This window comes from Pseudobacter ginsenosidimutans (assembly GCF_007970185.1).
Taxonomy (GTDB): Bacteria; Bacteroidota; Bacteroidia; order Chitinophagales; family Chitinophagaceae; genus Pseudobacter; species Pseudobacter ginsenosidimutans.
Genome location: NZ_CP042431.1, coordinates 7,226,342 through 7,240,191 on the forward strand (window position 1 = coordinate 7,226,342; position 13,850 = coordinate 7,240,191).

At 48.0% G+C, this 13,850-nt stretch carries 9 protein-coding genes and 1 riboswitch; of the genes, 6 read left to right on the plus strand and 3 right to left on the minus strand.

Annotated features, from left to right (window positions below; all coding sequences use genetic code 11):
* Nucleotides 1-67: 67 nt before the first annotated feature.
* Nucleotides 68-174, plus strand: a riboswitch (SAM riboswitch).
* A 309-nt stretch (nucleotides 175-483) separates the two neighbouring features.
* The 3 genes from FSB84_RS28225 to FSB84_RS28235 all read left to right on the plus strand — a co-directional run bounded on the left by FSB84_RS28225 (nucleotide 484) and on the right by FSB84_RS28235 (nucleotide 6,920).
* Entirely contained in the window at nucleotides 484-3,570 is a 3,087-nt protein-coding gene (locus tag FSB84_RS28225; RefSeq protein WP_130543809.1) for a SusC/RagA family TonB-linked outer membrane protein, read from the plus strand.
* Nucleotides 3,571-3,592: 22 nt separating this feature from the next.
* Entirely contained in the window at nucleotides 3,593-5,095 is a 1,503-nt protein-coding gene (locus FSB84_RS28230; protein ID WP_130543810.1) for a RagB/SusD family nutrient uptake outer membrane protein, read from the plus strand.
* A gap of 394 nt (nucleotides 5,096-5,489) precedes the next feature.
* Entirely contained in the window at nucleotides 5,490-6,920 is a 1,431-nt protein-coding gene (locus FSB84_RS28235) for a T9SS type A sorting domain-containing protein (protein ID WP_158644164.1), read from the plus strand.
* An 80-nt stretch (nucleotides 6,921-7,000) separates the two neighbouring features.
* Here FSB84_RS28235 and FSB84_RS28240 read toward each other — a convergent pair whose 3' ends face one another.
* On the minus strand, nucleotides 7,001-7,741 hold the full coding sequence (locus tag FSB84_RS28240; RefSeq protein ID WP_130543812.1) for a DUF4197 domain-containing protein: 741 nt from the start codon (nucleotides 7,739-7,741) through the stop codon (nucleotides 7,001-7,003).
* Between the two features lie 77 nt (nucleotides 7,742-7,818).
* On the opposite strand from FSB84_RS28240, the gene FSB84_RS28245 reads away from it, so the two are divergent.
* A complete protein-coding gene (locus FSB84_RS28245) occupies nucleotides 7,819-8,973 on the plus strand; it encodes an NAD(P)/FAD-dependent oxidoreductase (protein ID WP_130543813.1) in 1,155 nt (384 codons plus the stop codon).
* Nucleotides 8,974-9,689: 716 nt separating this feature from the next.
* On the opposite strand, the gene FSB84_RS28250 is transcribed toward FSB84_RS28245, so the two are convergent.
* Entirely contained in the window at nucleotides 9,690-10,919 is a 1,230-nt protein-coding gene (locus FSB84_RS28250; protein ID WP_130543814.1) for a M43 family zinc metalloprotease, read from the minus strand.
* Between the two features lie 321 nt (nucleotides 10,920-11,240).
* On the opposite strand from FSB84_RS28250, the gene FSB84_RS28255 reads away from it, so the two are divergent.
* On the plus strand, nucleotides 11,241-12,059 hold the full coding sequence (locus FSB84_RS28255) for a glutaminyl-peptide cyclotransferase (protein ID WP_130543815.1): 819 nt from the start codon (nucleotides 11,241-11,243) through the stop codon (nucleotides 12,057-12,059).
* Between the two features lie 6 nt (nucleotides 12,060-12,065).
* Nucleotides 12,066-12,914 (plus strand): glutaminyl-peptide cyclotransferase, encoded by an 849-nt coding sequence (locus FSB84_RS28260; protein WP_130543816.1) that lies wholly within the window; start codon nucleotides 12,066-12,068, stop codon nucleotides 12,912-12,914.
* A 3-nt stretch (nucleotides 12,915-12,917) separates the two neighbouring features.
* Here FSB84_RS28260 and FSB84_RS28265 read toward each other — a convergent pair whose 3' ends face one another.
* Entirely contained in the window at nucleotides 12,918-13,838 is a 921-nt protein-coding gene (locus tag FSB84_RS28265) for a class I SAM-dependent methyltransferase (RefSeq protein WP_225979913.1), read from the minus strand.
* Between the last annotated feature and the right edge of the window lie 12 nt (nucleotides 13,839-13,850).

The following is a 13,850-nucleotide window of genomic DNA, read 5'->3' on the forward strand; positions in this document are numbered from 1 at the left end:
CTACTTTTTTGGTGGACTAACAATTGCATTTTATATTTGCACCCTCAAACATCAGTTCTTTCACAACAACTTATCCAGAATAGACCGAGGGAAGGGCCCTGAGACGTCTTGGCAACCTGTACCAACCAGGTATAAGGTGCTAATTCCTGCTCCTGATCAGGAGAAAGATGAGGTAGTTGAAAACTTCCTGCAAATCTGTTTTACTTCCGTTGCATCACTTTCTGGTAGATTGTTGTCTAAATAAAAGTCACATTGAAATGAAAACTGTATTGTCCACTCTGCCACTTTTATGCACTTCACATAACCGCATGCAACTTAGTTGTTGTTGCTGCTGTATGCGGTAGATACTACCACCCATCACAACTTGAACACAAAGTAAGAAACTGAAACGGGACTAACTGTCCTGTACAACCGATGTTTTGCCATAAACCGGACATTGCACCGGAACGGGAATTTCATGTCTACTATTAATATAAATAAGTTATGCTTAAGAAAAATGTAACCCTTCTGCTGACATTGCTCATCAGCATCGGGCTATACGCACAAAAAAGAACCCTGCAGGGTGTTGTGCTGACTGCCGAAAGCAAGCAACCCCTCGAAGGGGCCACTATCACAGTGAACAGATCATCCCTTATCACCACTACAGATCAACAGGGAAAATTCAAATTGGAACTGCCCGACGGAAAAGCAGTGCTTTCCATCTCCTTTGTAGGAAGGGAAACCATTGAAGTGGATGCGAAATCAGATAACAATATCACCATCCTGCTGAAGGCATCCAATTCCACACTCGAAGAAGTGGTAGCCGTTGCCTACACAACTGTAAAACGCTCCGGCTATCCCGGCGCAGTAAGTGTTATCGGATCAGACAAGATCAATAACCGCCTTACGCCCAACCTCACCAATGCATTGCAGGGACTGGCGCCGGGCATTCAAACCACTTCCGCAAATGGTCAACCAGGAAATAACTCTGCTATCCGCATCCGCGGTGTGGGCTCTATCAATGCCAGCAGCGCTCCCCTCTTCGTGATCGATGGCGCTCCGTATGATGGAGACATCAATGCAATTGATCCGGCGGATATTGCATCGGTCAATATCCTGAAAGATGCCGCTGCAGCCAACCTCTACGGATCCCGCGCCGCCAATGGCGTGATCATCATCACCACCAAACAGGGAAAGAAAGGTGAGGACATTGCCGTGAACGCCACCCTCAACCAGGGATGGAGCAGCCGCGCCGTTAAGGACTACGACAAGATCGGCACCAATCAGTACTTTGAATATTTCTGGGAAGCGCTGCGCAATAAAGCCATCACCAACGGACAAAGCGCAGAACAGGCTGCTCAAACAGCAACCAACAATCTTGTATCAGAACTCGCTATCAATCCTTATGGCGCAAACTATCCAACTCCTGTTGGATTGAACGGCAAGATCGTGGCAGGCGCAACGCCACTCTGGAACGACGATTGGGAAGACGCCATGCTTCAACCAGCCAAATACACACAGGCACAGGTGAATGTAAGCGGGGGATCGGACAAGACCACTTACTATATCGGTACCGGATATACGAATAATGAAGGCGCCTTTCTCGGCTCCGGTTTCAAACGCTATAATTTCAGAAGCAATCTCACCATCCAGGCTAAGAAATGGCTGAAGGTTGGATTGAACCTGAATGGTAGCTCCACTTCGCAGGACTATCCGGTTTCTGCAGACAGCCGTCAGGCCAACGTGGTATTGTTTGGCAGGACCATCCCCAGCTTCTACCCCATCTACCAGCGCAATCCTGATGGCAGCTACAAGCTGGATGCAAAAGGTCAGCAACAATTCGATTACGGCACTTACAGGCCCAATGGCGCATTGCCACGTTACAACCTGATCGGATCACAACCATTGAATAAATCAAGGTACACGCGCGAGAACATTTCTGCCAGGACCTTCCTGGAAGCAGCCATCCTCGCCAACCTGAAAGTAAAGACCAGCTTCAACCTGGATTATATCAACGCCAATTCGCATTTCTATACCAATCCCCTGGTGGGTGAGGATGCAGGCATCGGAGGCTCTGTGAGCAAAAGCAATAGCCGCTTCCTCAGCTATACGTTCAACAATATCATTACTTATGATCTGGACTTCCAGTCGGGCCACCACCTCAACCTGCTGGCCGGCCAGGAATTCTACCAGCTCAATACCGGCGACCTCAGCGGCAGCCGTCAGAAATTCACGCTGGCCGACCTCTATGAACCAAACGCTGCTTCACAGCTGAATGATTTCACTGGTAACTCTGATGAATATGCGAAACTCAGTTTCTTCGGGCAGGGCCAATACAATTATCTCGGAAAATATTTTGCTACCGCATCGATCCGCCGCGATGGCAGCAGCCGCTTTTCTCCCGATTCCCGCTGGGGTACTTTCTGGTCTGCCGGTGCAAGCTGGAGATTGTCTGAAGAAGAATTCCTCAAATCCGTGAACTGGCTCAGCTCGCTCACGCTCAAAGCCAGCTATGGCGCTTCCGGTAACGACGCGCTCACAGGTTATTACAACTACCTGGCACTTTACGCCATCAAGAACAATCTCGGTAATGGCGGTATCATCACATCGAGGCTCCCCACACCCGACCTTCGCTGGGAAAGCAACCTGGTACTCAACCTGGGGACCGATTTCGGATTCTTTAAGAATCGCTTGTACGGGACCGTTAACTATTATATCAGAACCAGCAAGGACCTGCTATACGGAAGGCCCATGGCAGGTTCCACGGGGTTTACTTCCATCAGCGCCAATATCGGCAAGCTGCGCAACAGCGGTGTTGAAGTGGAGCTGAATGCTGTTCCTGTCAGCAATAAGGACTGGAGATGGCAGGTGGGCGTCAACTTCGCTCACAACAAAAATGAAATACTGGAACTTCCCCAGAAAGAGATCATCAGTGGCACCAAAAGGCTGGCCGTGGGTGGTTCTATCTACGATTTCTTTATCCGCGAATGGGCCGGCGTAGATCCAAACACCGGAAACCCGCTCTGGTACAAAACTACAGCGGACGGCAAAAAAGAAACAACCGGCACCTACAGCTCAGGAACACTCTACAATGTGGGCACGGCCCTTCCTGATCTCACCGGTGGCTTTACCAGCTCACTCAGCTATAAGGATTTTGAGCTCAGCTTCGTACTCGCCTACAGCCTCGGAGGTAAAGTGCTTGACCTTGATTATGTACAGCTGATGTCAGGCGGATTGAATCCCGGCCGCAACTGGAGCACAGAACTGCTTAACCGCTGGACGCCCGATAATAAGGCAACCAATGTGCCCCGCGCCACCACAGACGATCTCAGCTTTACACAAACTTCCAGCCGCTGGCTTTATGACGCCACTTATGCAAGGCTGAAGACCGCACAGCTCGGTTATAACCTGCCTGACAATCTTGTTCGCAGGGCCGGATTGAAAAATGTAAAAGTGTATGCACTTGCGGAGAACCTGCTCACCTTCTATGGGCATAAGGGAATGGATCCTGAACAGTCCATCGAAGGAACTACCTATTACCAGTATCCGCAGATGAAAACCATTTCTGTTGGCTTGCAGGTAGGATTATAATGTAAACAGTAAAAATTGAATCATGAAAAAGAATAATCACTTTCTATATATCGCAGCACTGGTAATCGGGCTGGCCAGTTGCAACAAGCAGCTGGAAACCGCTCCTTCCAATGCTGTGGAAGAAGAAATAGCATTGAAGAATGTAACCAATCTCACCGCCATCTATGAAGGCGCATGGGCATCCAAGATGGATGATTTCTACGGAGGTATATTCGGTAATCCCGGATTCAAAACCATCGCACTGGTGAGCGATGCAATGGCCAATGACGTGAACCTCATCGTTACCAAATACAGTTACGCTCCTATTTACCGGTTCACACAGATCAATGATAAAACACAGAGCCGTGTAAGCGCCATCTGGAACCAGTTGTACAAGCTGATCAACAACCAGAATGTGATCCTCGCCAATGTTGACAGGGCGGAAGGGGACGCCACTGCAAAGAAAGTATTGAAAGGACAGGCCCTGGCGTTGCGTGCGCATCTATATACCACCATCGCTTCTTTCTACCAGTATTCGTATCAGAAAGATTCGCTCACCAAAACAGCGCCAATCTACCTGGAGCCCAGCAACAATTCCACTGTCGGAAACCCAAAGTCCACACTGAAAGAGATCTATACACAGATCTACAAGGATCTCAATGAAGCGTTGCCCCTGTTGGAAGGTTATCAACGCAACGCCAAATACAAGATCAACACCAATGTAGTGTATGGCCTGCTGGCACGTGCCTATCTTTATTCAGGCCGCTGGCAACTCGCTGCCGATGCAGCCACGGAAGCAGTGAAAGGCTTTCCTTTCATGGCTCCTGCCGATTACACTACCGGTTTCAATAACGTGAACAATTCCGAATGGATCTGGGGTCATCCTGAAATTCCCAGCCAGAGCGATGGCAGCTACAGCTTCCACTTCCTGGATGTAACATCGGCCTCTTCCTATTATTATAGTTTCATGGCCGATCCTTTCTTCAGGGAATTGTTCAACGATGGCGATATCCGTAAGACATTGTTCAACTGGGATGGCACAGCAGGCCGTGAAGGTTATCTTCAATACAAGAAGTTCAGGTTCAGGGATGATCAAACCGGGGATCTTGTATTGCTCCGCTCAGCAGAAGCACAACTGATCAAAGCGGAAGGACTGGCAAGGGCCGACAAATTCGGAGAAGCTGCCGATGCGCTCAATGAACTGCGTACTGCCCGTGGCGCAACACCTTTCCTGGGATCCGATAAAGAAGAGCTGATCAAAGAGATCCTCATCGAAAGAAGAAAAGAATTATGGGGCGAAGGATTCGGACTGTCAGATATCATCCGCACACAACAGGCTGTAGTTCGTAAACCTTATGTGGATGGTTCGGGCAATGCCATCAAAGTAACCGTTACACTTTCAGATGGCAGCACTAAATTGGTGCCTGCAAAATATCACTCCGCACTTAAATTTTCTGATGGCAGTAGCTTCGTACCCAATAGCCCTAATTACATTTTTGTAGTTCCGCAATCTGAAGAACAGAACAATCCGAATTTGAACAAATAGAATTGTGAAGGTTCAATAAAACCCAGGGCGTTCCGGTATTATGGAGCGCCCTTTTTTATTGATAAAAATCACCCTCTTTTGTTGACTAAATTCAAACTATTTGTATTTCCATTTCGTAAATTTGAATTGGATACCGAACCATCTACCTCCTCTATTTACACGTATCGCCGACTCAAGGCGAATCATGCCGTTCCACACCTTTCCGCTCCAAATCATCCTTTGTAAAGCTTCTCAGGCAATTCACAAATATCCTTACTGACAAACTTGTATTCCGGTTGTAAGTACCGGTACAGGCAAGCTTTTGAATCAACGGGAATATCCCTACGCATATTCATTGGTGTTATAACCGATGCGGGAACTCTTTTCTCCATTCTGTCACCACAAAGCAACAATTATGAAAGCAACTCTACCCCTGTATATTGCTGTACTCAGCATTATACTCTTCGCAAATCAGAAAGCCCATGCGCAAGCCTGCAGCGTATCCAACATCACCATCAAACTCAACAGTTCCAACAGCAGCGGCGGCAATTGCCAGGTAAATGTGGATATCAGCTGGGACCAGTCGAATAATAACGGAAATAAGTACACGAATGTGCATGTATGGACATCGGCCAATTACCCCAATCCGGCAATCACCTATGCTGCACCTCCAACCCTGGCGCAGTTATCCGGTGCACTGGGCACCATCGTTGTTACCAATCCTACACTCGCATCTCCCACACTGGGCGCCAATTATCCGCCGGCAACTGGTGCAACCATTCTTCCTGCAACAGCTATTGTCAAAACATATGTCAGTGGCACTGGCATAAATACTATCAACCGGTTCACTATCCAGGGTATCAACCTCACCATACCCGGCGCCTGTACCAATGCCACACAGATCATTGCTGATATCTGGAGCAGCAATTCCAACAGCGACAATGGTGTTCAATGTTCCAAACCCACCAATTCATTTTACGTGAATGATCCGCTTGTTAGTGGAAATATAGTTTGCAACCCGCGTACATTCTCTGTCACTATCAGTTCGCAGTCTGTAGCCAAAACGGCTACCTATGAAGTGTATGCAGATGAACCTGTCAACGGTGTGCTGGAAGCCAGTGACCCGCTGGTATTCGCCTCAGGCAGTATCAATATTCCTGCTGCCGGCAATGGCTCGTATACATCTGCCCCTATGGCATTTCCCAATTACGAGAATAAGAACCTGTGGGTTAAAGTGCAGGTGACCGGAGCAACATTTTCCACATCCGCACTGATCGTGAATACTTGCCCGATCCTGCCGGTAACCCTTGCCGGATTTGAAGGAGAGAGACTTTCCGCTAACAAAGTGCTGCTGAAATGGAAGACAGCTACCGAACTGAACAATAAAGGTTTCCATATTCAACGGAAAGCAGCTGGCAATAATTTCGAGACCATTGGATTTATTGCTTCGGCTGCCAAAGACGGTAATAGCAATAACTTACTACAATACCAGTTCACAGACAATAGTCCTTCATCCGCATCCGTACAATACAGATTGATGCAGGAAGATATCGATGGAAGGCAAAGTTTCAGTAAACTGATCATAATCAATGGCAGCAATAGCTCCGGGTTATCTGTTGTGATCTATCCCAATCCCTCAACCGATGGCAATCTCCATATCACATTCAGTGATGCAAGTCCCAAAGACCTGCTTTTGACAGATAATAGTGGCAAAGCAATCAGGTCGGTGAGAAGTCTGACCGGCAGCCAGTACAGTCTGCAAAATCTTAGAACGGGTCTTTATTTTCTCTCTATCAAACACCCATCGTCAGGTGAAACCATCACCCGGAAAATTGTAGTGAAATAGTGGTGTATCAGAAAAGGTGATGGTCAAAAAAATGCCGCATCTGCAAGGATGCGGCATTTCTCAATGAATAATATTGTGGATCAACTGTTCTTGCCAAACACTTTTTTCAGAATATCTGTAGTGCGGGCAACAGGATCTTTACGGATAGCTTTTTCTTCCTGACCAACCTGGTAGAAGATACCGCTCAGCGCTCTTTCAGTCACAAACGCGGAAAGATCGGTATTCACCTTGTTTGTTGCGAATTTATTGTACGTAGTGAACAGATCGCCCCAGTATTTGGTGGCATTCACTTTTGCGAGTGATTTTTCGATCACTGGTTTGAAGGCATTGGTAAGAGCAACAGTGGTTTTGCTTTTGAGATAGGAAGTGGCTGCAGTATCGCTGCCTTTCAGGATGCCGAGTGCGTCGTTGATGGTCATGCTTTTTACAGCATTCACAAAAATTGGCGCAGCGGATTTGGCGGCATCTTCTGCTGCACGGTTAACGCTGAGCACCGCTTTATCCACGAGGCTGCCCATGCCGAGATCGCGCAGTGTTTTTTCCACTTTCTGCGCTTCCTGGGGAAGAAGGATCTTGACGGCTGCATCCTTGAAGAATCCATCCATTGCGGAAAGCTTGGAGGAAGAACGTTCTGCACCCAGGGCCAGCGCTTCCTTCAATCCTGCAATGATGTCGTTGGTAGAGAGCCCGCCAGTGGTACTGCCCGTACTGGTGCCGGTTCCTGTACCGGTCTGGCCCAGGTCTTTCAGGATCTGCTGGGTAGACTCACAGCCTGAAAACAACAGTAAACAGAGAGGTAACACGTAAACATACTTTTTCATCTGGTAGTGATTTGAGTTATCGATTGGACGCCAAAGTTCTACTTTTCCGGCTGCATAATATCAAATAACTTTATTTCATGCAAATATCCGTCTGGGAAAAGGAAAGCTTTTTTGCACCCACCGATGTGACTATCATCGGAAGTGGGCTCGTTGGGCTCTGGTGCGCATGGCATCTCAAGAAAAAAAGACCTGAAAGCCGGATCACCGTGCTGGACCGTGGCGTCATTCCAACGGGAGCCAGTACCCGCAATGCCGGCTTCGCCTGCTTCGGGAGCGTAACAGAACTGATGGCCGATAAAGAAAAAGCCGGTGAAGACGCCATGCTGCAACTGGTTGATATGCGTTTTCGCGGTCTGCAACGAACCAGGAAAATACTCGGAGAAAAAGCCATCGGCTTCCAGTGGAGCAAAGGATATGAACTGATCGCAACTCACAAAGATCCGGGCAAAGCCCTGCTACAGGATCAGATCGATTGGCTCAATGAAAAGATCTCCCCCATCGTCCGCTCCTCTCCCACTTATAAATTCGCCAACCGTAAGATCAAACAATTCGGATTCGGCGCCACCGCACATCTCATCGAAAACAAATTTGAAGGCACCCTGCATACCGGACAACTCTGCCAGCAACTGCTACAGCGCGTTCAGGCATTGGGTGTCACTGTACTTAATTCCATCTCTGTAGATCATTTTGAGAAAGGTCCTGAAGGCGTCAGGATCCATGCATCCTGGCCCGTCGGAAATACAACACAGGATTATACATTCCATTCCAAACAACTCCTCCTCTGCACCAACGCCTTTGCCAGGCAATTACTGCCACAACTCGATGTTCAGCCCGCACGCGGACAGATCCTCGTTACTGCCCCTCTCGAAAATCTCCGCTTCAAAGGCAGCTTCCATTACGATGAAGGCTTCTATTATTTCCGCGACCTCGGCGATCGTATCCTCCTTGGAGGCGCACGCAACAAAGCCTTCCAAGAAGAGACCACCAGTGAAATGGACATCACAGACACCATCCAAAAAGAACTGGAACATTTCCTCACCAACTACCTGCTGCCAGGGCAGACCGTTACCATCGAAGATCGCTGGAGCGGTATCATGGGAATGGGAAGCGAGAAAATGCCAATCATCAGAGAAGTAGAGCCGGGGGTGTGGTGCGCAGTGCGCATGAGCGGCATGGGTGTTGCACTCTCTGCGGTGGTAGGAGAAGATATCTCATCCAAATTATTGAGTTGATTTTTTTGTGAGGGCAAATATTGGGGGTAGGTGAACCGGGCTGTAAAACAAACCAACGCAGTTGGGTTTTCATTGGGCTTTTGTGGTGAGGACGAGCAATGGGAATGCTATGAGGCTTTAACGCTTTTGTTTTGAAGGCCCCGCTCACCTACCCCCAACATTTGCTAAGCCCTATGAATGTGCAACAATAATTTACTATGATGAGTGGAGCTTCTCCTATTTATAGCAGGAAATAGTGCAGCAGACCTGCATGTCTTCATGCGAGCTGCGCACTGAGTGAAAAAGAAGGGGAAAGAGTGCGTCACGCTGAGTAATTGAAACAGGGATGCCTAGGGAAATTTATGAAAATGATAATGATGATGCATTCTACCGAAAAAAGAAATGGTAAAATGCAAAAAGTGAACAATTGCCAATTCAGAAAATAGTAGATAAGAAAAGTCGAAAACGAAAGAGAAAAGACGGATCTAAAGAATAAAGAAATAGAAAGATGCATGCAAACAATAAAATATGCTGAAACCAGCTCTACCACAGCTCCGGGGCCATAGCCCTGAAAGTGATATGAAAAACGGGCCTTGCAAACAAAAGCGATAAAGTTCCATAGCATTACAATCGCCCAATCTTTCCAATCCAAAGCCGATAAGATATCCTCCCGCGGTGGTTTGTTTCACAGCCCGGTTTCATATCCTTTCACGGCGGGAAAATACTTTAAGAATCGGTTACTGAGCGCTGTTAGATACAAATAGTTTCGTCACTTTCGATTTTCCAACTGTGAGGAAATACATTCCGCTTTTCAGTCCGTTCAGCATGATCTTCCCGCCCCTGCTCACTGAGGTTTGCATCACCAGCTGACCGGCATAGTTGCGGATCACAACAGCTTGCCCGTCCAGTTGATGCCCGGTATCGATCTGAACAAAACCATAAGCCGGATTCGGGAACAAGCGCAAACCTGAAGGCAAAGGCAGATGTTCCTCCGGTAAAGCCGGGTACATGGGTGCTGATAATCCTCCTGATTGCAGGAGGGAATGCCTGCTTCCGCTTTCATCAAACAGACTGCGCATCACCGCTGACTGACCTGCCGTGAACATGCTGATACAGGCATCATCCGTGAAATCCATGAAGTTCATATACATATTACCGTTAGGTCCATTGTTGCAGGTGGAAACAATCCCGGATGGACATCCATTGGTACTGCCGCTTTGCGGAGGTGTATCTTCTATGTAGTCGTTCCCACAATCGGCATCGCCCCAGATATGACGAAGGCCCAGCCAGTGCCCGATCTCATGTGTGGCCGTGCGTCCCTTGTTGCAGGGCGGTTGTGCAGTACCGGTAGTACCGAATGCATTGAACGCGATCACCACCCCATCCAGATCTTTACGGATACCGGGGGGACTGCTATATCCTACCAGCCCGCGGGACAGCGGCGCCACCCAGATATTCAGGTAACTGGCAGCATCCCAGGGATCACTGCCGCCACTGGCGGTTGACATGATGCCAGGATCGATGCTGAAAGCACGAACGCCTGTGGCACAACGTACAATGCCCTTTGTAGCCCGGCCCGCAGGATCGGAGCTGGCCAGTTGGAATTCGATCCGGCAATCGGTCGACAATGAACGGAAAGCAGGTGGAATAAAAGATGTGTCGGCATTGAGTTTGCGAAAGTCTTTATTGAGCACTTCAATCTGCGAACGTATTTGCGCTTCGGAAATATTTTGCTGCTCATTATTGAAGAGTACATGCACCACAACAGGAATGCGGATCAGAGGAACTTCGCCGGGCACATCGGAATCGGTCTTCAATGCAGACTGGCGCGGTATGATGGGATTGACAAGTGAAGGATTGGCCCTGCTTGCTTCAAGCAGCAAATCATGGGCGCCACAGGCACGTTGGGCGTGGCCTTGAGGCAACAGCAATAGCAAGCAACAGGAAGCAAGTAAAAAATGTTTCATGGCATCAGCTTTCTTGTGAGGCGGCTGATCCTGTCAACAGGTAAGGAAAAAGCACATTTGAACTTTGGTACGAACCTGCCGGCAGGAAAAACTACCAGGTAAGGATTACAGATGCTGCTCAGCAAATTACCGGCCCGCATCTGCCTGGTTCATACACAGGAGTGAATTTTAGGGGAGATATGCTGATGTAAAGCAAATAAAAGTTTCCGGATAATGCAAGTACCACAATGTGGGTACGGCTTCCCACCCTTCACTGCCTCTGATTTTTCACTTTTTACTTGATCCCAAAACACTATTTTTGACAATACAGATCAGAATCATATGATGAAAAAAATTGTTTATAGCTCACTGTTGATCACAGCAATTGCCAGCAGCTGCAATAATAACGATACCCAATCGGGATCAGAAGGCACCAACGTGGAAGCAGGAACTCCCCGTTTGCAGTACACAGTAGTGAACGCATATCCGCATGATACCAATAGTTTCACACAGGGATTGACCATTTACAATGGACAACTTTATGAGTCCACCGGTAGCCCGGACCCCGCTATTCCCAATAACGGCTCCTGGATCGGCACAGTTGATATCACTACCGGCAAAGCAGATCATAAAGCAACACTTGCCAGGGAACATTTCGGCGAAGGCATGACCATCCTGAACGATAAAGCTTATTATATCACCTGGCAATCCAAAACTGGTTTCGTTTACCAGTTGCCCGACTTCAAAAAGATCAGGGAATTCAGTTACAACAGCGATGGATGGGGACTCACCAACAACGGCACCAGCCTGATCATGAGCGATGGCACCAACAGGATCTACTTCTACAGTCCTGATTCCATGAAACTGCAGAACATCATCAGTGTAAACGACCACAACGGCCCTGTGCCCAATATCAATGAGCTGGAATTCATCAACGGCTTCATATATGCGAACCAGTGGGAAACACCGTATATACTGAAGATCGATCCGGCAAGTGGCAAAGTGGTTGGGCAACTCGACTTCACCAACCTCGTGAACGAAGCACGGGCGGCTTATCCCAATGCAGACGTATTGAATGGCATTGCATTCGACAGTACCAATGGTAAGATCTTCATCACCGGTAAAAAATGGCCGAAGCTGTACGAGATCAAACTACAATAACTGTCAATGAAACACCTTATCCCTGTAATGATTCCCGTACTGTTTATTATCGCAGGTTGTTTCAATCCGGAATCAGCCGGGCATCAGGGCAAGAAGGATAGTAGCAGTCCGGCAGAGCCCGTAAAAATCACTTATACTATAACGGTCACCCTTCCACACGATACCAGCTATTTCACGGAAGGACTGGAATATTACGATGGTAAGCTCTGGGAATCTTCAGGCGGCAATATGACGGAAAGCCCCTACCCGTCTGTAATTGGAGTAGTAAATACCAAAACAGGGAAAAACGATCCGCATGCAGTGCTGGATCGTAGAAAATATTTCGCAGAAGGTATTACCTTCTTCAATAATAAAATGTACTGGCTCACGCTGGACAATGGCCTCGGTTTCGTGTACGATGCCACTACTTTCAAACAACTCAAAAGTTTCAAACTTCCCTCTCTGGAAAAAAAAGGCTGGGGACTGACGCACGATGCACATCACCTCATCATGAGCGACGGCACAGACCGGCTGTACTTCCTCCATCCCGATTCACTGAACCTGGTGAAATATATCAAAGTGTCCGATCATAACGGCCCCATCAACAACCTGAATGAACTGGAATTCATCAACGGTTATGTCTACGCCAATCAATGGCTCACTACCTGGATACTCGTTATCGATCCGGCAACAGGTATTGTAAAAGCGAAGATCGATCTGGAGGAATTGCAAAAAGAGGCCGATCAAAAAACGGCGGAGAGACGGGAACTCAATGGTATTGCCTACAACCCGGCTACAGATCGTTTGATGATCACCGGTAAGAAATGGCCCATGATGTATGAGATCACATTGAACAGCTGGTTCAGGGAACCCTGATCATCAGGGTCTGATCACATAGATCAGGGAACTGCAACGGGAATGATTGCCCTTTCCGGCCTTGAGGTTGGAGCGCAGCCCATTGATGAATCCTTTCATCAGGCTGGCTTTTCCATTTTTATATTTTTCGCTGAGCATACTTACATAGAAACTGTCGAACCACATGGGCCGGAGGCTGTCCAGTCGCAGATCATGATTCTTCAGGAGTGTTCGCATGGAAGCGGGAGAGAAATGATAGAGATGTCTCGGCACATCGTAAGCGGCCCAGAAGCGGCCATAGAGTTGTGCATCGAAGCTGGTATAGTTCGGCACTGCCACCAGCAGTACGCCGCCTGGCTTCAGTAATTTTTTCAATTGCGCCATGTAATCCTGCAGGCGGTGCACATGTTCCAGTACATGCCACATGGTGATCACATCAAAATGTTCCTGGGGAAGATCGAAGAGCTCACTGGTATCCAGGAGCGCAATACCATTTTGTTCTTTTGCCACCTGTCTCGCTCCCGGATCGGGTTCCAGACCGATCACCTGCCAGCCGCTTTTTTTCATGAAAGCCGCGAATGTACCCGTACCTGCGCCGATCTCCAGCAATTGACCGGTAGTCCGGTTGGTGGTGGTCTGCAGCAATTTTCGTTTACTGCGCAACGTGATATTCCGGACCATCTTATACAATCTGTTCACCAAACCCTTACTGGTATTGGTATGCGAAATATAGCTGTCTGCCTTGTAAAAAGGCCCGATATGGGCTTCGTCAGGTACCTGCTGTGTGAAGCGGAGCGTACAGGAAGCACATTCCCAGATACTGAAACTGTTTCCGGAAACTGTATAATCTTTGGCGGTCAGCGCTTCGCGGATAGCGGTGGCGCCACAAATTGGGCAGTTGGTATAATTGATAACGGAATCCATTTTTATAAAACCAGGGTGCAAAGAAAGAGTTTT